The 20,166-nt window shown below is 60.8% G+C and carries 20 protein-coding genes and 1 pseudogene; 12 read left to right on the top strand and 9 right to left on the bottom strand.

The window, feature by feature from the left end; translation table 11 throughout:
- Nucleotides 1-25: 25 nt before the first annotated feature.
- On the bottom strand, nt 26-1,870 hold the full coding sequence (locus tag OLX23_RS23960) for an asmA family protein (protein ID WP_264447844.1): 1,845 nt from the start codon (nt 1,868-1,870) through the stop codon (nt 26-28).
- 629 nt (nt 1,871-2,499) lie between these two features.
- Here OLX23_RS23960 and OLX23_RS23955 point away from each other — a divergent pair.
- Nucleotides 2,500-2,808, top strand: coding sequence for a hypothetical protein (locus OLX23_RS23955; RefSeq protein WP_264447842.1), 309 nt, complete (start codon nt 2,500-2,502; stop codon nt 2,806-2,808).
- 17 nt (nt 2,809-2,825) lie between these two features.
- Here OLX23_RS23955 and OLX23_RS23950 read toward each other — a convergent pair whose 3' ends face one another.
- Nucleotides 2,826-3,770 (bottom strand): TIGR03557 family F420-dependent LLM class oxidoreductase, encoded by a 945-nt coding sequence (locus tag OLX23_RS23950; protein WP_264447841.1) that lies wholly within the window; start codon nt 3,768-3,770, stop codon nt 2,826-2,828.
- 25 nt (nt 3,771-3,795) lie between these two features.
- Nucleotides 3,796-4,491, bottom strand: coding sequence for a hydrolase (locus OLX23_RS23945; protein ID WP_264447840.1), 696 nt, complete (start codon nt 4,489-4,491; stop codon nt 3,796-3,798).
- A 542-nt stretch (nt 4,492-5,033) separates the two neighbouring features.
- Here OLX23_RS23945 and OLX23_RS23940 point away from each other — a divergent pair.
- Nucleotides 5,034-5,393 (top strand): hypothetical protein, encoded by a 360-nt coding sequence (locus OLX23_RS23940; protein WP_264447839.1) that lies wholly within the window; start codon nt 5,034-5,036, stop codon nt 5,391-5,393.
- On the opposite strand, the gene OLX23_RS23935 is transcribed toward OLX23_RS23940, so the two are convergent.
- Nucleotides 5,390-5,662 (bottom strand): hypothetical protein, encoded by a 273-nt coding sequence (locus tag OLX23_RS23935; RefSeq protein ID WP_319641348.1) that lies wholly within the window; start codon nt 5,660-5,662, stop codon nt 5,390-5,392. The two genes, OLX23_RS23940 and OLX23_RS23935, sit on opposite strands and share 4 nt — an antisense overlap.
- Before the next feature lie 2,035 nt (nt 5,663-7,697).
- Entirely contained in the window at nt 7,698-8,321 is a 624-nt protein-coding gene (locus OLX23_RS23925) for a hypothetical protein (RefSeq protein WP_264447835.1), read from the bottom strand.
- Nucleotides 8,322-8,403: 82 nt separating this feature from the next.
- On the opposite strand from OLX23_RS23925, the gene OLX23_RS23920 reads away from it, so the two are divergent.
- The 3 genes from OLX23_RS23920 (at nt 8,404) to OLX23_RS23910 (ending at nt 10,229) form a co-directional block, all read left to right on the top strand.
- Nucleotides 8,404-8,676 (top strand): hypothetical protein, encoded by a 273-nt coding sequence (locus tag OLX23_RS23920; protein ID WP_264447833.1) that lies wholly within the window; start codon nt 8,404-8,406, stop codon nt 8,674-8,676.
- A 152-nt stretch (nt 8,677-8,828) separates the two neighbouring features.
- Nucleotides 8,829-9,119 carry a hypothetical protein gene (locus OLX23_RS23915; protein WP_264447831.1) on the top strand — a complete coding sequence of 97 codons (291 nt, stop codon included), beginning with the start codon at nt 8,829-8,831 and terminating at the stop codon, nt 9,117-9,119.
- A 207-nt stretch (nt 9,120-9,326) separates the two neighbouring features.
- Nucleotides 9,327-10,229, top strand: a complete 903-nt coding sequence (locus tag OLX23_RS23910) for a diacylglycerol/lipid kinase family protein (RefSeq protein ID WP_413629937.1) — start codon at nt 9,327-9,329, stop codon at nt 10,227-10,229.
- Nucleotides 10,230-10,392: 163 nt separating this feature from the next.
- Here OLX23_RS23910 and OLX23_RS23905 read toward each other — a convergent pair whose 3' ends face one another.
- Nucleotides 10,393-10,692, bottom strand: a complete 300-nt coding sequence (locus OLX23_RS23905; RefSeq protein ID WP_264447827.1) for a DUF1153 domain-containing protein — start codon at nt 10,690-10,692, stop codon at nt 10,393-10,395.
- A gap of 213 nt (nt 10,693-10,905) precedes the next feature.
- Between OLX23_RS23905 and OLX23_RS25890 the strand changes: the two are divergent.
- The 4 genes and pseudogenes from OLX23_RS25890 to OLX23_RS23885 form a co-directional block, all read left to right on the top strand.
- Nucleotides 10,906-11,675: pseudogene (locus OLX23_RS25890) on the top strand (MASE1 domain-containing protein); the annotation flags it as partial.
- Complete coding sequence (locus OLX23_RS23895) at nt 11,658-12,647, top strand: diguanylate cyclase (RefSeq protein WP_413629936.1); 990 nt, start codon at nt 11,658-11,660, stop codon at nt 12,645-12,647. The pseudogene OLX23_RS25890 and the gene OLX23_RS23895, both read left to right, overlap by 18 nt.
- 1,075 nt (nt 12,648-13,722) lie before the next feature.
- Nucleotides 13,723-14,148: a hypothetical protein gene (locus OLX23_RS23890; protein WP_264447821.1), complete on the top strand. Its 426-nt coding sequence runs from the start codon at nt 13,723-13,725 to the stop codon at nt 14,146-14,148.
- Nucleotides 14,145-15,080 carry a cation transporter gene (locus OLX23_RS23885; protein WP_264447819.1) on the top strand — a complete coding sequence of 312 codons (936 nt, stop codon included), beginning with the start codon at nt 14,145-14,147 and terminating at the stop codon, nt 15,078-15,080. Before OLX23_RS23890 ends, OLX23_RS23885 begins: the two co-directional genes overlap by 4 nt.
- Before the next feature lie 573 nt (nt 15,081-15,653).
- On the opposite strand, the gene OLX23_RS23880 is transcribed toward OLX23_RS23885, so the two are convergent.
- Together OLX23_RS23880 and OLX23_RS23875 are read right to left on the bottom strand one after the other, a co-directional pair.
- Nucleotides 15,654-15,863, bottom strand: a complete 210-nt coding sequence (locus OLX23_RS23880) for a dodecin (protein ID WP_264447817.1) — start codon at nt 15,861-15,863, stop codon at nt 15,654-15,656.
- A 60-nt stretch (nt 15,864-15,923) separates the two neighbouring features.
- Nucleotides 15,924-16,817 (bottom strand): iron-containing redox enzyme family protein, encoded by an 894-nt coding sequence (locus tag OLX23_RS23875; RefSeq protein ID WP_264447815.1) that lies wholly within the window; start codon nt 16,815-16,817, stop codon nt 15,924-15,926.
- 606 nt (nt 16,818-17,423) lie between these two features.
- On the opposite strand from OLX23_RS23875, the gene OLX23_RS23870 reads away from it, so the two are divergent.
- The 3 genes from OLX23_RS23870 (at nt 17,424) to OLX23_RS23860 (ending at nt 19,340) form a co-directional block, all read left to right on the top strand.
- Nucleotides 17,424-18,071: an outer membrane protein gene (locus OLX23_RS23870; RefSeq protein ID WP_264447813.1), complete on the top strand. Its 648-nt coding sequence runs from the start codon at nt 17,424-17,426 to the stop codon at nt 18,069-18,071.
- 308 nt (nt 18,072-18,379) lie between these two features.
- Nucleotides 18,380-18,736: a response regulator gene (locus tag OLX23_RS23865; RefSeq protein ID WP_264447811.1), complete on the top strand. Its 357-nt coding sequence runs from the start codon at nt 18,380-18,382 to the stop codon at nt 18,734-18,736.
- A 307-nt stretch (nt 18,737-19,043) separates the two neighbouring features.
- Nucleotides 19,044-19,340: a hypothetical protein gene (locus OLX23_RS23860; RefSeq protein WP_264447810.1), complete on the top strand. Its 297-nt coding sequence runs from the start codon at nt 19,044-19,046 to the stop codon at nt 19,338-19,340.
- A gap of 176 nt (nt 19,341-19,516) precedes the next feature.
- Here the strand turns inward: OLX23_RS23860 and OLX23_RS23855 are convergent, their stop codons facing one another.
- The gene (locus tag OLX23_RS23855; protein WP_264447808.1) at nt 19,517-19,915 is read right to left on the bottom strand and encodes a nuclear transport factor 2 family protein; all 399 of its coding nucleotides are present in this window, start codon (nt 19,913-19,915) and stop codon (nt 19,517-19,519) included.
- Nucleotides 19,916-20,166 lie beyond the last annotated feature (251 nt).

Genomic DNA, 20,166 nt, shown 5'->3' with positions numbered 1-20,166 from the left:
ACCTATAGGCCGCGACGCGAGGGTGCTATCGTAGGACCTGTGCCGCCAGCGAACGGCAGTCGGCATCGCCTGCAACGGGCCCTTGTTTGCCCGCAAGCGCCCGGCCCACGGCCTTCAGAACATTACCGAGTGATTTGACGTCTCGGGGAAGGATGATCGACGGTTCTCGGATAGAGCCCAATACCGACACGGAACCGGGCAGCCTGAGCACGGAGTTCCGCTTAGGCCCGCCGGTGAGCGTAAGGGCAATCCGTTCTTCGGGAAAAGTGACGGAGCCGGTTGCCCGGGTCTGGCTTTCGCTGGTGTCGACGATCGCAAGGGAAGCCGTCCCGACACCGCGGCGCATCTCGAGGCGGATGGCAGCGCAGCGCAACCTGGCTTGCTGGTTCTCGCCCGTGAAAAGTCCCTTGCCGACATCGAAGCCGAGAAGCCGGGCCAGCTTGGTTGGAAGAACCCCATCATGCGCGACCACGCCGATCGTGCCGTCCGATCGTCCTACGGCCTCGCGTAGGGTGCTTCCCGCACCTTCAAGGCGTAGACGACCATCGACCCCCGCATCGACGGCTCCCTCTCCCCCGGCAAGAGCATCGATGCTGCTGTCGCGTAGATCGAGGGCGATCCAGACTTTCGGCTCAGCCTGCGCCTTGCGCTGATCGACGCGGATCTCTCCGCTCAAGGTGCCCCGGTTAAGATGCAAAGTGAGCGGCTTGGCGATTAGGAATTGGTGATCCATCGTCAGAACACCTTCAACGCTCCGCAGTCCCGAGCCTCCGGCGCCGATGATGTTGTCGATACGAACCGCAATACGGCCGTCGGTATTCTTGATCTTGCCTATGTTGATGCGAGTGGCGGGAACAATCTTGGGACCTTCGGCACGGACGAGCGCCGCGGCTTTCGCCTGCCCGGCGTCGGTCGAGAGATCCGCAAAGTCCAGGCGCACGAAACGCAGGTCGCCGTCGAGCTTCGATCGGCCGCTGCTCTTGTCGACGGTCAGGTTGCCGGCGAGCTGGCTTTTGCCGATCGTGCCCGCCAATTCCCGGATGGTCCAGCGCTTGTTCCGGTGGCTCACGTTGGCGGTGACGTTGACGGGCTGCGTCCCGAAAAGGCCCGCCTCCACTACCCGATCGACGAGCTTCAGATCGTTCGCGCGCGCCGACATACGCAAGGTCATGTCGGAGGTGTTGAACGGCCCCGTGGTCGATCCCGAGGCGCGCATATCGATCGCAGGGCCGACGATACTCACTTCGAACGGCCAGGCTTCATGTTTCGCCCTGATCGGCCCCTTCAGTGATAGCGCCACGGGATTTCCTTCGATCTCGCCGTGGCCGGTCGCCTGCAGTCCGCGGCGCGGGTCGATCGTGATGGCGAGCGACATCGAGCGCTTCTGCAAAGCGTCGCGATAGTGCACATGGGCATCGACGCGGTCGATCGCCGACAGAGAAATCCCCTCGCCCTGCCCACGATCCGCAGAATCTCCATCGCGCCAGTTTACGCGCCGGTTCGCGTCGCGCACGAAGTCCAGCCTTACGCCCTGGGCAGATAGAAGTTCAGCATTCACCTTTCCCACGATGACGGGAAGGATGGCAATCCGGATCCGGAGAGTATCAATTGACGCAAGCTTGCCCGGCCCCGCCCATTTCGCCTGCGGTACCTCCAATCCGCTGACCTGAAAGACCGGAGCGAACGAGAAGGCGCTCTCCCGGCTTACAGAGCCTATGGTGACGGGCCTGCCGATGCGATCGCTCAGCTCACGCTCGGCGATGCCTTTCACCCACTCGGCCGGGAAGGCGGCGAGGCCTATGAACAAGGTACCGAATACGACGACGCAGATTCCTATCGCGACTTTCGCGCGCCGCCCGATGTTGGTCATCGCGTGAAAATGCCCGGACGATCGGAACGTTCCTGAGCAAAGACGATATAACCTGGTATTGAGAAGCGGAACGACCACCCTGAACGATCGGGGGTTCCACGACCAAACGCCGGTATAAGTGTGACGCACTCTTCGCGAAATCGTCAAAATTGTAGGTCAGGCCGCTCACCGGATTGATCGAGAAGCGGGCCGCAGGCTCGATCACTCCAGTGCACCAGCGCCCGTGGGCGACCCGGTTGGACTTTAGGCACGGCTTGGGGTTGATCGTAAACGCCGAGCTCGTGGCAACGATCGCTTTATCGAGTTCGCCGGGCAGAATTCGCAATCGATGGTGTCGTCTTCAGCGTCGTGCACCTCTGCCGGTGTCGCGCTAGGATGACAGCGTGATCCGGCGTCGAACCGTGCTAGAACGCAGCATCAGCGTCCGCCCGCGCGGGAAAAAGAAACCCGAGACGGACGCGACCTCGACCCGACGCCCGGAAGCGTCGAGCTAATCCAGCATAATCGCACAACCGTTGCCGATACGACGCCGAGTGCCTTGGCATCGGCGCACTGTAAGGCGGGCACACGGTGCTTGATACGAAACCGGTTGCGCCCCCGGCCGCCATCGCGCTTTGCCGGCAAACGCGATGGAGATCGTCTGTGGCCTGATCGTCGAGCGCGCTGACGAATTCATCCGATTGCGCGAAGCGCGCCGCGACGAGGTCTATTTCCACCTTTGCCTAGACTGCAGCAGGCAGCGAATGCCGGTGGGGCAGACCTGTGGCGAGGGCTTCGAGCCGGAGCTTGCGAGCGGCCTGCCGGATTACCCAGCCGGACTCGCCGCTGGAGGATCTTGCTTGAACAGCCTTTCTGCCCCTCTGCATAGCTCGGCTTCAAAATCACAACTTCGCAAGCTGGCGCATGTTTCGATCTGGGGCTCTCGATTGCTAAACTAGCAAGCGCACGATCACCGTCATTTCAGCTTGGGAAGCAGTTCGTTCTCGGCGAACTGAAGGAACCCCGCCTGGTCGGGTCCGATACCCAGCAAGGCGATATGGTCGAAACCTGCATCAATGTATTTGCCGATCGCCTTGAGGTGCATTTCAGGATCGGGACCGGCAGGGATTGTCTCAGCCAGGTCTTCCTCGCGCACGTACTTTGTCGCGGCCTCGAAGCCTTCGACCGAGGGCAGCTCGGAATTCACCTTCCAGCCCAGTGCAGAAAAGGCGAAGCGGTCCTTAGCAAGCTTCCGACCTTCCTCCTCGCTCGGCGCATAGGCCAACGAAACTTCGCCGTATATCGGTCCTTTCTTGGTGAAGCTTTGAACCAGCTCCTTGTTCGGCTCGGTTGCCATGATCCCGTCGCCATGTTGGTGTGCCAGGGCGACCGACTTTCCCCCACTCACACCGACGATTACCGGGATTGGCTTTTTCGGCAGGTCGAAAAGCTCGGCGTGGTCGAGCACGAAATAGTCACCTTCATAGGCGCGGGCTCCCCCGTCCCAGAGCTCGCGGAAAATTTCGATCGCCTCGCCCAGCATAGCGTGGCGCTCGGCGACCGATGGCCAGGGCTGCCCGCCGACATGCTCGTTGAGCCGTTCGCCGGCGCCGACCGCAAGAGTAAAGCGGTCCTCGCTCATCACAGCGATCGTCGCAGCCGCCTGGGCGATTATCGCCGGGTGATAGCGAATGATCGGACATGTAAGACCGGTGGCTATGCCAATTGTCTTCGTCGCGTGGGCGATTGCCCCCAACACGCTCCAAGCGAAAGGTGCGTGGCCTTGCGCGCGAACCCAAGGGTGGAAGTGATCGGAAATGCCGACGAAGTCGAAACCCGCCTTCTCCGCAGCAACCGCATTGTCGACCAGCGCCGAAGGGCCATGCTCCTCGGTCATCAACTTGTACCCGAACTTCGCCATTTCGATCTCCTCTGCCCCCTTGAAATCAAGGCGGCAGAAGATCGTTCCCTCCGTTAGGACGAGGATGACCGCCCTCGGAAGCCCCGAACATCATCTTTGCGCACGTGATACCCAGACCATAGGCTCCGCCCCACTTGGCATCGATGCCGGTGGTCAGGCCGTAGGTCTCGCCGCGCGCCCAGTCGCGCTGCAGTTCGAGCAGGTACTGGAGCGAGGTGATCGGCCGGGCGCCCGCCTGGATCATCCGCTCGACCGCCCGCTCGTGGGCTTCCTCGGAGATGTCGCCGCTGGCGTCGGTGATGACGTAGACCTCGAAGCCCTGTTCGATCGCCGAGAGTACGGGACCGACCATGCAGACCGAGGTCCACAGGCCGGCGAAGACCAGTCGGTCCTGGCCGATGCGGTTCACTTCCTCGATCACCGCGGTGTCTTCCCAGGGGTTCATCGAGGTACGATCGAGCAGCGGCTGGCCCGGAAAGGCATCGGTGATCTCGGCGAACATCGGACCCGAGAAGCTCTTCTCGGCGACCGTGGCGGGGATCGTCGGGACCGCGAAACCGGCGGCAGCGTTCGACACGAGCGCGGCATTGTTGCGCAGCAGTTCGGGCGCGATCGACCTCGTGGCGAAGGCCATCTGCGGCTGGAAGTCGATGAGGACGAGCGCGTGGTTCGTCGGCGAAAGCAGGCCCTTGGCGGGGGTCGGGGTAGCGGTGATGGGCATCGTGTGAACTCCTTCCTGATCTTGCGAAGCCCGATGCGCTCGTCTTGGGACGAGGTTTAGGGCGAGGCCACTTGGCTAAACAGTCAGATAAATCTAAGCGACTGTTCAGAAATTCAGAACAAATGCCTATATTGCCCGATCCACTTGGCCACTATTGGCTTGAATTTCAGAAAACTGCGGAAGCGAGCAGCGATCACTTCGACAAGCGCCTCGAGGGGCAAAACGACGGGCAAGTAGCAGGTGCGCCGACGGCTTTCAGGCCCCGGTCAACGGCCGATGGGGCTTGGCCAGGCATGCGGTTTTCATCGTCACCCAGGCGAACGTCATTGCACGAGCCATTCGTGGCCGCGTCTTCAAGGAACCGCGGGAAATGTGCTCGGCGACCTGCCTTTCGGCTCGGCCGTACGGCGACGTGCTAGGTAAACTTCACGTATTAATACATATGCTGCTTCGCTCGACTGCTGCGTTTTTGGTAAGGGCGCGCCGCAGGTGAGCGGGGGGCCGATCGCCTGACTGTGCGAATTTCGCCATGGAGGCGTGGGATGAAGGGCTTTGTGCTGCGCAGGCTGCAGCCGCATGCGGGTGTGATCAAGCAGAGGTATGCCGAGGGCGAATCATTCGCCGATCTGGCCGAGCATTTCGATTGTGGCTGGGGAACGATCCGTCGTTTCCTGATCAGCCACGACGTGCCGCTGCGTCAGGAGCCGCGCAAGCGCAAGCTCGACGCCGTGGGCCCCGACGTGCTGGCGGCGTTTCGCGGCGGTACCGACATCAGCCTGATCGCGGCGCGCTACGAAGTGCAGTTGCAGACCGTGCGCAACTATCTGGTCGAACGCGGGGCACTGGTCGCGGCCAATTTCGGCCGAGGATCTCGACGCGGCCTAATCCGCGTCGTTGCCTAGTCTGCGTCGCCCAGCGTTCCATGCTGGCGCGAATCGCGCATGGTCACCGCGGTGACCAGCGCCAGCGCGCTCATGCCTGCCGCATACCAGTAGAACAGGCTCTCGCTGCCCGCCGCCTTGAAGGCGAGCGCGACATATTCGGCCGAGCCGCCGAACACCGCATTGGCCACGGCATAGGAAAAGCCGACGCCGAGTGCGCGCACCTCGATCGGGAACAGCTCGGCTTTGAACAGGCCCGAGATCGAGGTGTAGAAGGACTGGATCAGCATCGCCGCCGTGATAGGCGCTGAGGCCCGTCATGGTGTTGCTGACCCAGGAAAGGCGCTCGAACATGACTTCGAGCGCCTCCCGTCAGTCTCTGTTGAGGGGGTGAACCATAGGGCGGATCGCCAGGGCGTCTCCAACCTAGGTTAACCGTGCGAACAAAAGCCTCCACCGCCGAGATTGTGGATGCGGTGTCAAAAAGAAGCCCCCGCCAAAGCGGGGGCAAGTCTATCGGGAGAGACCGCGCGAGCGGGTGAGCGTGGAGTGGGTCGCGGTCAACGAATCCACTACGCTGCTCGCAGCGGATTGGTTCCACCTGATCAAACAAGTCTTCTAAATTGCCCACGCGGGTCCTGTCGGAGCGCGACCGTGTTCAGTCCTGACCAAGCTCGCACTTAGCGCATGCCTGAGGGGATAGCAGGCTCCTAGGCATTTTCGGGTTCGGTTTCTTCGTCTCCGCTTGGCGGCAAGCTCGGTCAGACGAGAGCGTTCAGCCCGCCCAGTCGCATCGCACCCGCTACTGATCAGCGAGGAAGAGAGGTCGGCGGCATCGCTCTTGCGTTTGGCTACGACTGGAGCGAGCGCGATAGCGGCGAGCTGGGTTTGACGCCTCTCGGCGATCGCTTCAGGCATGAAAATGAAGTGCAGATCCATGCCTCCGTCGGCGGCGGCGGCTCTGTTCTGAAACGCGGCGTCGGGAGCGGCAGACCTTCCTCTGCGGTCAGAGGCATCCTGATCGACCTCGCCCGCGCCTTTGCGTGACTTTCAAAGTCGCCGTGCCGCTTATCCGCCCGCGATATGCGATGCTGGCACAGGAATCCCGGGAAAGAATTTAGTCTGGTCGGAGCTTTCTGACCCAGCACAGTGTTTGCCGAGCCTCAAGTCCGGTCCCCACCATAATGAAAGGAGCCCCGGGTGATGGCTCGGGGCTCCTGTGTCCATCCACGCGAGCTTCCCCGTCCTGGCGAACTACAATCCAACGTCGGATTCGGTGCTGGAGTTCCCGCACGTGCGAGGAAATTCACGTGCAGACAACCGATGAGCGGTCGAGGCCAACCGACTGAATGGGGGCATACGAGGAGTTAGTGGATGCAGAGCCTGGCATGCCGCCCCTGCCGCTCGAACTGGTGTCTTCCCCGATAGTTACACTCGCAAGCTCGACATGCTCGTAGGCGGTCCACCTGCTGGTCAAGGTCGGGCGTTAGCTGAGCGCCCACAATCGCGCGAGCGTGGAACCGCCCCTTCGCATTTCGGTTGACGGTGAAAAACATATCTCAAAGGAATGACAGTGCACCGCGAACACAGTAAAGTGCCAGAGCAAGCGGATAGCGAATTGAGCGACTTCTTCGAGCTGTGGCGCGAATTCACGAACGGGCCATTGTCGCAGGCATCCGACTTTCCTGCTGCATGTCCTATGCGAACGCTCGGGCTGCCGAGGCACCGTGACGACCGTTGGGGCGTTTCAAGATCCTAGTAATGACGCAGGCTGAGACTTAGGAAATCCGCGCGCCACCCGTACTTCAATGAGGTTGAAAAGGTCCTGACGCCGTCGGAGGATTGTCCGACCTCGGGGCCGACCGAGCCATGCGGGAAGGCATGTCCACGATAAAGTCGCCGCCGTGAGCCACCAAACCAACAGCCCATCGCCTGCACGCTTCAACCCAACTGTTACCGGAAGCGTTGCACGGTGCTGACAGCGCCACCTTAACATAAGTTCGTGCGTCGGTGAAAAATCACGCTCAACATGATCAATTCCTCGACGGGAAATCTCCGATGAGAAATCGCTGAATTCCTGGCCGAAATCCACCTCGCGGGGGGGAATTGCGAAATGCAGGAGGAAGGAGACAATGGCCACCCAACCCGGATTCAAGCCCGACACGATTGAACCACAATCGCCTCCCGAAACGCCGGCTCACCCGGCCGTAGAGCCTGGCTTCGAGCCCGTTTCGCCAGTCGAGGCGCCCCCGGTTGCACCGGATCAGGACAAGCCCGATCCTGGCCCGGATGAAACGCCGCCCCCTTGTTAATGCCTCGTTCCGCTTATAAAGAAGGGCGGAATTCGGGAGGCCCAACCCCGGGGCTCGTCGCTGAGCTCATTTTAGGTAGTTGGATGACACCATTTTCACGCTCCCAGGAGCTCGTGCGCAACATTCTGGCTTTGTCTGGTGTCGAAATCTCGGCGGAGCTGGCGGAGCAGCTCGTTCGGGCGGTTCTCACCGCACATCGAGAGGCAACGATCTCCATGTTGGAGGCCGGCCTGTCGTCCGCCGAGCGAGAAGCCCAACGCCTTAAGCTATCCGCCTGCCAGGGAATCTGGCGCGCCATGCTGAATGCTGCCCTGGACGAGACATGAATTTCGAGAATCCCGTCGAGCGAGCCTTTGAAATCGCGCGGTAGGGAAGCTGCGTCAGCGTGACGGAGATAAAGTCGCAGCTGAAACGAGAAGGATACCTGCGCATCGAGGAGCATTTCGACAGCCGAAGCCTGCGCCGACAGCTCCTTGCTTCGATTGGGCAGCGCCTCGCAGGTCATGAGGATGGCGCCGTGGACTGATTGAAACCCGCCTATACTGAAGGATTTCAACCTCGTATCGATCGTCTCGATCGCCGTCGCCACCGAGGCGGCGATCACCTTGCCCACCTCGTCGAAAGCTCGCTGGGACACGGGAGCCACTCTTTGCTGACATCAGCCAGGCATTCCGGTTCGCAGGTCTTGCCCCAACTTTCGATCGGCCGGAACCATACGAATGCTGGCATCCCCACCAGAGGCCCGAAACCGACGAGATGAGCAACTACAAGCCGGCAAACCTCGTTGGGCAGGCATTGCCAGAAAGCTACCCGAACATGCGCAACGAAATCGCCAGATCTGGCATCTGAGAAAATCGACCGCACGATCTTTTGAAGACATCGGCCGTGAATTCGGGATTTCGGAATCTTGGGCGAGATCGATCTTCGAGCGAGAGGATCGCCGCGTGGTTGCTCGTGCGGCACGGCAAGAAACCAGCAAAACTTCCGGCTGATCGGCAGCACGATGGCCGCGCGGAAGCGCCCCTCACCTTGCCGAAGGACGGAACAAAGGCTGACGCCTTCGGTTATCTCGTGATCAGGCCGCCTGGCACAAGTCCCATGGTGCTCTCAACTTGCACCGGGACCGTTTTTGAAGGGGAACGACATGAGCTTCCGGAAAATTGTATTTGCAGCCTCTATCGCTGCTCTCAGCCTCGGCCTCGCAGCTTGCGACAGCAAGAAGGAAAATGCCGCGGAAGATCAGGCTGAAGCAGTACGCGCGTCAGCCGAAGCGACCGCAGACGCGATGGAAGCGACTGCGGACAACAAGGACCCCGTGACCGATGGAAAGGATTCTGCGGCCGAGAACGCGCAGGAGGACAAGGCCGCAGCGGTTCGCGCGTCTGGCGAGGCTAAGGCAGACGCGATGGAAGACAAAGCCGATAAGGCCCACTAATTCACCCAGCGAGTGGACGGAAGGGCGGCTTCGGCCGCCCTTTTTGCTGCTTTCGCCGGCAACACCGCGGGTGGATCTTCGCCCAAATGGCGGGCACACCCTGAATCGAATTGGCAGGACAAGACGCCGGCGATGTCGATCGATCGAGAAATAACACCATCCGGTAAGGATGATGTCCTCCACATTAGCCATGACCATGGCCGCTATTTGGAAGAGCCGGCCGCGCCCCGCGAAGCCGTCCTTGTCGTCAACGCTCATTCCCGAAGGGGTGAGAAGTTGTTCAAACTGGCCCACGACAAGATTGTCGCCGCGGGTATCACATTGACGCAGGCGTGTGCCGTCGACGATCCCGACGACCTCATTCCCACCGTTCGGCGCGCAATCGTCGATGGCGCGCCCATGGTCATCGTTGGCGGCGGCGACGGCTCGCTTTCCAGCACCATCGACGAGTTCGTCGGCAGGCAGAGCGTGTTCGCGCTGCTTCCTCTCGGTACGGCCAACAGCTTCGCGCGCACCCTGGGAATTCCTCTCGACCTCGACGGTGCCGTCCATACCATCGCAAGCGGAAAATGCCGGCGTCTCGACCTCGGCGTGATCAACGGTGACTACTTTGCGAATGCAGCGGCGCTGGGTCTCTCCCCGCTGATCGGCAATACGGTGCCGCGCAAGCTCAAGCGCTATCTCGGGCGCCTCGCTTATCTGGTATGGGGAATTTGGTGCCTCACACATTTTCGCCCTTTCCGGCTGCATGTGGGCGAGGGAGACGAGCAACGATCTTTCTGGGCCACCGAAGTGCGGGTGTTCAACGGCCGGTTCCATGGCGGCGTGGAGATGCTCGAAGACGAGGCGCTCGATGATGGAAAGATTGTCGTTCAGGCGGTGACCGGTCGCAGCGTCTGGCGCCTCGGCTGGGACTGGTTGCTTCGCTTTTTCAAGCTGTCTCGCCGCGCCGAAGCGGTGCACGAGTTTCGCGGCAGCAGAATCGTTCTGGACACAAGGCCGTGTCTCAATATTTCCATAGATGGGGAAGTCGTAACGAAGACACCCGCCGTGATCGAAAGCGCCCACCGTGTGATCAGCGTGGTCGTCCCCAGTTCGCCAGTCATGTGAAAGAATTTGCCAGTCGGAATGCTTCGAACTTACCGCCGGGGAATGCGCCATTGTGGGCGGGAGGCCGGAGCTTGCCAGCTCAGTTCGCCATCCAGGAACGCGCGAGCGCATTGAAGGGCGTTTTTGCCGAGCGGCCGCGCGGCCGTTACGAGGCGCATCGCAGTCAGTACCGCTCACGCCGCTCGTGGGCCTCACGGTAGTGCTGGCTGCGAGTTGTCCTTAGCCCCTGAAAGCCGGCACGATCTATTGCCCTTTGCCAGGCGACGAGCTCTTCCAGCGTGAGCGCATATCGCTCGCAGGCCTCGTCGGTGCTAAGCAGGCCCCCATTCACGGCTGCCACGACTTCCGCCTTGCGGCGAACGACCCAACGGGTCGTCGCTGGATCGGGCAGAGTGTCGAGCGTGAGCAATTCTCCTAAAGGGCCTATGACCGCGGCGGGGCGGACTGAACCGATGGTGCTCATGACTACTTCCTCCCGCCTGAAGATATGCATCGTTGGAAGCACGCGCCAATAAGGTCGGCAGGTTAAGGCAGCGTGCACACGCGACGCGGGATGCGATGAGCCGTGCCTGGTTAACGGCCCTTCACCATCAATCTCAGAGCGAAGTTTACCACGTCTGACTTAGCACTGCCCCACGGGTGGTGGATCGGGTTGACACAATTTCAGGAAGATAGAGTGGGTCTGATCGGCCTTGGCGTGACCTATTTTGCGGTCGCGGCGATCACGATCAATTTCAGCCTGTACCATGGCGGCGTGGCGCTCGTCTGGGTCGCGACGGCGGTCCTTGTCGCGCATCTCGTGAACCGGCCACGCTCATACTGGCCCAAGGCCGCGCTCGTCTGCGCTGTCCTCGGCGCCGCCGCGACAACGATGTTCGGTCTGGGCTTCAAGGCCGCCGTTCCTTTTGCCTTGATCAACGTCGTTGAAGCTGTGGGGGCCGCAGCCCTTCTCCGCCGACTTCATCCAGGGCAATCTCGCTTTGAATCGCTGCGCGAGATCGCGATCTTCATCGGGGTGGCGGGAGTGGTCATGCCGGCGGTTTGCGGTTTGTCCGCAGGCATGGTCATCCACTGGCTGATGGACGGATCGTTTTTTTGGGAAACTGGCGCGATTTCTTCACCGGACACGCCCTGGGTGCCATAGCCTTCACGCCGCTGTTCATGCTGATCTCGAGCGGAAGTTTGGGGGCTTGGGCCTCTGCCGCCGATCGACGCGAATGGTTGGGGGCGAGCACCTGTTTCGCCGCCATCATTGTCGCGACACTGGCAGCATTTCTACAAAGCACAGTACCACTTCTATTCCTGCCCTCGCTGCCCACCGTTATAGCGGTCTTCCGGATCGGCCGGCTCGGGGCAGCCCTCGGAACGGCCTTGATCGCCGTGATCGCCATTGCGTGCACGATGGGCGGCTATGGCCCGATCGACGCGATGGAGGCGGACCGGGGTGTAAAAGCTCAATTCCTCCAAGCCTACCTTGCCTGCGTCGTGCTGACGGCACTGCCCACGGCCGCAGAGCTGAAACAGCGCAAGACATCCTTCGCCGAGCTGCAAAGCACCTCGACGGTCGCACGGCTCGTGCTGGATCGTTCCGGCGACGTCATCATGCACCTGGCCATCGATGGTTTGATCCAGTTCGTTTCTCCATCGGTGCGTGCGATCGCTGGCTATGAACCGGAAGACCTCATGGGCCGAAGGCCGCACGATTTTATCCACAACGAGGATATCGAGGAGGTTATTCGAATTCATCGTCGGGCGCTGACCAATCCGAATGACACCCTGATCGTTGAATACCGCGCGCAGCGCGCGAACGGCGATTGGGCCTGGTACGAAGTCCATACCCGAGCAACGCTGGGCGAAAACGGCGCATCGACCGGCGTCATCAACATCAGCCATGACATAACCTCGCGCAAACGAGCTGAGAGCCGCCTTGTTAAGGAAGCGCAGACGGATCCGCTCACCGGTTTGCTAAATCGCCGTGCGCTCGACCTCGCGCTTGAAGAGCGGAGCGCCGCCCGATCGCCCTTCTCCATTGCGCTATTCGACCTCGATCACTTCAAGGCGGTGAACGACACCTATGGCCACGATACGGGCGATCTGGTGCTCAGGAGCTTCGCCGAGCACCTTAGCAATGCCTTTCGGAAGAGCGACATAGTGGCTCGCCTGGGCGGCGAGGAATTCATCGTCGTTCTCGATGACACAAATTCTGCCGAAGCCCGGGAAATCTGCGAGCGCCTGCGCGAGGACTTTGCGAGCAAGTCCCTTCGGGCAGAGGACGGGCGCTGCGTGCGCGTCACTGTCAGTGGCGGCATTGCCTCATGGCGCGACGAGAGCGATCTATGGCAGCTCGTCGCTGAAGCCGATGCTGCGCTTTATCAGGCCAAACATCAGGGACGAAACAGGCTAGCGCTGGCGGCATGAGCCGAAGGTTGCGCAGGCTGAACATGGTATTGTTCCAGCCAGCACTGATCAGCCATCTCCGGGCGGTCTGAAAGCTGCAAGCCCATAACAACCCGCTTGCCCACTTTGGGGCCGCACAGCTCCCTCAACTTCATCGGCTCACTGTGCCTCAAGCGTCCGGCCACAGCTTGGCTGTCCTCGCCAATCTCGATGATAATCAAGGCTTGGTGCTTTGGGTATCGTTCGAATTGCCCTCCGAACCTGGTGAGCCGCTTGCTGAACTCATCGCCCCGGCGCGTGCGGCCGTGGCCGGTTCTTGCCCACCAGCAGCGCCCTGACCTTCGCTAGCGCCGGCCGCCCCCTTTGGCCCTGTCGAACTTGTAAGAGTTCCCGGTGAGGCCTGACCCGCTTCGGTGCCTGCGGTCACAGGATAGACGCCGCCGCCCTCCATGGCAGCATCGCTGCCAGTCTGATCTGGGTTCGGATCATTGGTTGCCGCCGAGTTGCATCCTGCCAGCCCCAAAGAAAGACAGGCTAAGCCCATCGTCATCGTCAACTTTGTCATAGTCGTCTGTCCCTAGATTTTTGGCGAAACCCTGCCGCGCGCTGTGACGGGCACCTTCTGGTAACGGCCGACTGTTCCAACGGTTGCAGAAATCGACCTAGGCCAGGTCTTCACGGCGGGACGGCCGACAACGAGACAATTCAGCCATCCGCGCAATAAATTGCGCAGCGAGTTTACTCGGTGAGCAATCGCTCAGAGATGCAGCGCCTTGCGCTTCTACTTGTTGTAATAGCTACTCTTGTCGCCACGGGGCATGAGGTCGGTCCCTGCAAAATGGGGATGCGGGATCAACCAGCCTCGCCAGCCGATGGTCCCCGTCGCGCAAGGTCCTCGCCCATGTGTATCTCCCGCTGAGGAAACCCGACCGTGACAAATCAATGACCGCGCTCAGGCGCGGAAAGATGGCACCTAATGCTCAGAAGATCGGCGTTTGCGCCGAAACTGATTGTAGCCGCCGCACGGTATCTAACGGGAACGCATACGAAGCCGAGGCGTTGCTCGGCCGCAATGAAAGCAACGCTGCCAGGATCGATGCTCTTCGCGCTCGCGCTGCTCCAGGGCTGCTCGGCCTACCCGCGCGATATCGAAGGAACGAGCGAGCGGATCGCGCAGAGCCACGAGCTACACGTCGGCTACGGCAAGCTCGCACCGCCGCTGCGCGCGCGGGCTGAGCGCTTCGTCCAGGCCGTGGCTGCGACTTGCGACGCCCGCGTAGTCGCCGAGGATGGCCAGTCGAACGAGGCTATGTTCGCACTCCTCGATGACAACAAACTCGACCTCGTCATGACCGAGGTAGCCGCCGACAGTCCGTGGCTGAGCGAAGTCGCGGTCATCGAGCCGCTGGCGCGGCGCCAAATCGGGAATCGTGAGCTGGGTCTCAGTGCGGTTGCTCGCAACGGCGAGAACCGCTGGATCGTGCGGCTTGAAAGTCAGGTCCGCGCCGGAGGCGGCGCATGACCGAAGCGATCGGCCATCCTGCGCAGATCGAACAAGACATCCGTGCCGTCCGCCGACTGGAATGGTGGAACATCGCCTGGTCGGTTTCGATCGTGACCGTGATGGGATTGGCCATGGGATCGAGCCAGGCGATGAAGACGGCTTGGGTGGAAGACACGCTGGGATTGGTCCCGCCGATCGTGATTCTTATCGCCACCAGCTACGAGGCCCGCTCGGCCGACGCGCGTTTCCACTATGGCTATGACCGGGTCAACAGCCTCGGCTTCCTGGTGGCGGCGGTCGCCCTTGGGGGCGTGGGTCTTTTTCTCCTGCGGGATTCGGTTGTCGCGCTTTGGGAGCAGGAGCACGTCACGGTGGGCTCGGTGCGGATGCTTGGGCACGACATCTGGCTCGGCTGGTTCATGCTCGCCGCCCAGGCCTATGCGACCATACCACCGCTGATCATCGGCCGGCGCGAGCTGCCGCTGGCCGAGAGACTGCGAGACAAGCTGGTCCATACCGATGCGTTGATGAACAAGGCAAACTGGCAGACTGGCGTTGCCGGTCTGCTGGGCGTCGGCGGACTGGGTTTCGGTCTTTGGTGGGCAGATCCGATCGCGGCCATCGCGATTTCCGGCTCGATCGTCTGGGATGCGTGGAACGCGCTGAAAATTGCCACGGCCGAACTGGTCGACGGCATTCCGCGCGAACTCGGTAATTCGAAGCTGTCTCCCGAGGCGCAGGCGCTGGCACGCGCGCTCGAGGAGCAGTTCCCCCTGGCCGAAAAGGTTCTGTTGCGCGAGACCGGACGCTACATTCGGGCCGAAGTGGTTGGTGTCCGGCCGCCCGAGGACTTCGCGCTCGATAACCTCGATGTCGCAGGCTGCGATCGTTGGCGGATCGACAGTGTCTCGTTTCGACCTACTGCGAACCGCACCGCACCCTCGGAATAGCGAGCATCCTAGCCAGACGCTGTTCCCCGCTGATTTCTCTGTCTGATTAAGTCGCCCCAGTCGGACAGGAGGTCTTATGACGGTTGTGAAAGGAACCAAATCAGGATCGCTCCGAACGCGTCTGACTCATGTTTTTTCGGGCGCGGCTTCTTCAAGCACTCGAAAAGCGCAGGGCCGCCGGCGAGGTCCTATCCGACCTTTGAAGCGAAATTCGTGACGATCGCGACCTAAGTGTGAACGAGGTCAACGCGGGCCTGCCCGTCTTGCTGCGCTGGCTAGCCCAGTGGCGCGGGATGTCGTGAGCCTCCAGGAAGGCTCCAGAAAAGTGTTCCCGAAGAACCCCATTCGCGGTCTTGGCCACCATGCTATCTGGCAGGAGCACAAAAAGCCGGACGACAGAGGCAGCCCTGCCAGCAACGAGCATGCCGCCCCCGTCAGTCGGAAAATCTACGGCTTCAGCGCAATCAATCTCTGCACGAGCAGTGATAAGACCCAGGCTGCAGTACGGCAACCGTGCACGACGCTGGCGGCCTAGCGGGCGTTGCCGTTCGTGCCGACCCGCGTCGCTGAAAATCAGTCGTCAGTCAGGCCAAAGCCGATCTTCAGCATGACCTGGTATCGATCGATCCTGCCGCCGTCGAGCGCCCCCCGAATCTCGGTAACGTGGAACCACTGGAGGTTGTCCACTGTCTTGCTGGCACGTTGGATCGCCCCAGAGATAGCGTCCTCGATGCTTTCGTCCGACGTGCCGATGACCTCGATTACCTTGGCTACATCGTTCATTTCATCCTCCTGATTGTGGCGTCAAAGTCCAACGGTTCCCTTACCCTTCGCGCTGAACGCTCATTTCCAGAGATGGGCGCGGTAGCGCTCGAAACAGCGTGCGCCGCAAAGAAGCCGCATGAGCGCGCCCTCCGCAATTGCGACGGCGCGGCGCGGATCTTCGGCCACGAGCGGCTTGAGCGCGTGCTCGTTCCAATCCTCGCTGTGCTTGACATCGAGCACTGCATGGAGATCGAAATAGCGCCGCTCCTTGTCGGTGAGACCGATGCGACGAAGCCCTTTCGCGACCATCGCCGAGCGATCGGGAGCTGTAAGCTCTATGACTCCAAGCGCGCCAACCGAATGCCAGGCATAGTGGCGATTGGTTGCCATGGCCGTCATGGCATTTGCCAGGGCAAGGCTTTCCCAAACGGTCGATGCGATGCTCGGCGTTACGTCAAGAGTACGGGCGAGGTCCGCAAGCATGGGGCCATGCATGCCGCGCGGGTTGCCGCGCCCCATCTCATCCCAGTAGTTGCGGGCAAATTCGAGTTTTGCTGCAGCCGGCATTTGGATCTGCGTATAGGCCACCAGATCATCAAAACCCGCTTCGCCCGCTGCCTCTTGCTCGAAGAACCATCGAAGCTGCTCGCGGCTCGCTTCTTTTGCCAGCCAGGGAAACAGAGGGTCGCCCTGGCCATGACCGGTATGCTTCAAGGCCTCGAACCAAGCGATAAAGTCATTTGCATCTCGCGGCGCGGATGACGCTTCATGGCTCACGACGGTGCGAAGTTCCTCGAGGAAGGCGGCCTCGAGCCGCCGCATGCGCAGGTCACGCTCGAAAAGCAGGTCACTGGCTTCATGCGGAAATTGCGGAGCGAGACGCTCGCGGTTCCAATGCGCGAGACCTCTTTGAAAGCTGTCGGTGAGAAATTGAGAGGACTGTGGGCTCGGTATAGAAGGTGCTGTTGCCATGATGGCCCAACCCCGGACCCCTGCGCCGAGTTCCCAACAAGGGAACGCAAACTGACCCTCAGTATTTTGATTAACCTAAGTTATATTGATTACCCACCGCATAGACCTGACGGGCGATCATCGCCATTGGGTCAATTGATCGTGAAAACCGAACGTCAGCTCCATCACCGGCTGGCGAAGAATGGATGTTCTTCACCACAATTGCGCTGGTTCGACCGCAAAGGTGAATAATGAGCCCTCGGGAGCAAGCCTCACCTTGCTTCTAAAGCGCCAAGCGCCCGAACGAGGTACATGAGCCGCACGACGCCAGCCAATGCTCATGTTACCTTATACAGACAAACAGGCGCCGCGGAATCCGTTAGCGCTCTGGCGAATTCAGGCGCTCGTCAAGAAAGAGGCGGACTCCACCGCGATGTGCGGGCGGGCCCAACTCCGGCACGCCAGCAGTGCACGCAATTTGGCAAGCGAGCCAAGAGAAAAGACGCCCGCAAAACTCTGCGCGGCAGGGCTCGCTCGCGCAAACAACATCCGGGCGGCCTGTGGCGCTGAGGTAACAGGACCGATCATTTGTGCAGGTTCATCGCGCCTCTTGTGGAACGAGCCTTGATGGCGGTCGTTTGGGATCGCGTTCAAATGGAGGAAAGCATGCGCAAATTTGCCACGGCGATTATCTTGAGCCTGGTTGCGACAACACCGGCGCTCGCTCAAGAGGGTTACCGGCACGAGACATATGCCGGCGTGATCGGCGGATGGGATCGGGCCAGGATCAACTACCCGGGGGCCTCTGCCAGCGACGATGGCGTCGTCTACGGCGGCGTGATCGGCATCCAGACCAGCCAGGAACGCTCATTCATGTTCGGCGTCGAAGGTGAGGTGACGGGTTCGACCACGAAGGAAACCGTCGATGACGTGTTCACACCGGGCGACACGGCGAGGGTGAAAATGGGACGCGATCTGTTCATCGGCGCGCGTGCCGGCATCCGACCCTCCCGCGGCCTGCTGATCTATGGCAAGGTCGGCTACACGAATGCGAGAATGACGGCGGAATATACTGGGCCGGCCACGAACCTCGAGCTCAGCGACAATCTCGAGGGGTATCGCGTCGGCGGCGGTGTCGAATTCGGTGAAGGCGCGCTTCGTTTCAGAGGTGAGTATCGATATTCGAACTACGGCGACGTTCGCCTGAACGGCGTCGCCACTGGTATCAATCCGCAAAGGCACCAGGTTGTTGCCGGTGCACTCTTCGCATTCTGATCGGCACACAGGTCGACAATGTCAGAGCCCTCCGCCTGCGAGAGGGCTCTGATAGCGAAGTTGGGTATCAAGTGCCGAGCTTCGCATTGATTTGCCTTGCCCTACGGATCGCGACCGCAAAGGTCTGTTCGGCCCAGGCGTGGCAGGCGAAGTCTGGTTAGACCAGACAGTCGCGATCGACCGCGCACGACGCCTCTTCGAAATCGCCGCCGTCGATGTTGACGGAACTGGTCGCGACCAGGCGCTGAGACTTTTCCCCGGTCCGAGCGTTTCAGTATCGAACCACATGCGCTTTTGCGGAATCTCCCATGCTCAACGGTCAGCGGATACTCGTGCTCGAAGAGCAACCTTTGATAAGTCAATTGTTTGTCGGCATGCTCGACGACATGAACTGCCGCGTCATTGGGCCGGCGTCACGCGTTCCAGAGGCGCTGGCGCTACTTGTGGAGAATGACGTGGATGCTGCAATCCTGGACGTGAAGATCGAAGGACAGTCCACCGCGCCGATCGCTGAGGAACTAATTCGTCGCGCCATCCCCTGGGCCTTCGCGAGTTCGAACGAAACTGAGGAAATCGGACGTCGCTATCCGGACGTTCCCATCATAGTGAAACCCTTCACCTCCGATCACCTGCAGTCGGTGTTGAACTCCTTGTTGGCCTTATGACATTTGCCATGTCGACGGTGCGCACGAGCAGTGAACAGCCATTGGGACCTTGCGCTCATGAGCAGGTTTGAAGACTCCAGACAAATTTCACGCGCCTCACAGGCTGGGCTGCTGGGGCTCGTTCGAGCGCGAGACGCGGTCGGAGCCCCTTTGGCCGCCAGACATCTGGCTGCAGATTGCCGGGTATGGGTTCGGATGGAACCTTCGCTCTGCTCGCCATCGTCACCGATCTCGGCAGCGCGCTCCTAGCTAATTCAGACAGGAACGGGCCAAGCTTTCAGCGGTTATTGGTCCGAAAGGATTTCACGTGTCATTCAGTCAACTCGATCCGCCCATCCCTGTTTTCGTCATTGGCAAGGGACGAGGTTCGGCTTTCGCCGTCATCGACTACGGTCCTGAGCACAATCTCATCTGGGTCACTGCCATGGACGAGACGGGCGAAATCTGGTGCGCGCCTAACCCGACCGTGCGCATGCAGGCGAACTGGACGATGGGGAGGCTCAAGTCGCGAGCCGAACACCATGCGATGACTGCTGTCGCGCCGTGCTCTTGTGGAAAGGAGACTATCGAAGTTCCGCCGACCGTCTCTTCGCCGACAGGATAGAAACCATATGGTCGATAACGCCGGGACGTTCGGCGATCATTGTTTCGATCATTCAGGCCAGATCATTCGCCAGTCCCGAAAACCGGGACCTAACTCCAGCGCGTTGCGTATTTGAAGGACGAGAGGGACGAGACGATCAAGATTTCGCGAAGCTGACCTCGAACCGCCAGCAACATTCAAGCCGCCGCACCATCTGCCAAACCGGCCGGATTGACGAAGCCGACCTCATAGGCGCCGTGTCCCTCGGCCACTTTGCCGTCGCGCAACCGTAGCACTTCGCTCACCAGGGCGGATCGCTGATTGCGATATTGGATGACGACCGTGTCCACGCCGCCAAAGACCCGCTCGACCGTGAAGCGAAGGTCCGAGATACGCCGCAGCCCCTCCTCCCAGTAACCTCGTAGCGCGGCCTTGCCGATGAGACGGCCGCTCGTCTCGGGCATGAGCTGCCCGGCTACTGGGGAGGTAAACACGACGTCGTCGGCAAAATGCGACAACACGCGATCGAGATCGTGGACGTTCCAGTCCTCGCACCATCGGCGAGCAAAGGTGTTCCAGTCGGTCAGCGAGTTCATGGCCCAACATAGCCGCTTACTTATTGGTTCGCGATGAGAGTTCGGCGGCTTCAGGCCTCGCGCGTCCTGAGAGCCTAATCAAACCGCCCGGGGAAGGTGCTTGCCCCATGTTCGCTTGTTACCTGACGGTAAGCGGAGCCTGAGCCCCACCTTGCGGGTGTGAACCGCGTAGCCGAGTTTCACCGCCTTTGATCAGGCGGAGGTCGTTAGTGCTATGACGATGTCATGTGACGATGCTGGCACTAGCGGGG

It is taken from the genome of Novosphingobium sp. JCM 18896 (assembly GCF_025938095.1).
GTDB lineage: Bacteria > Pseudomonadota > Alphaproteobacteria > Sphingomonadales > Sphingomonadaceae > Novosphingobium.
This window is presented reverse-complemented; position numbering and strand designations above follow the sequence as displayed.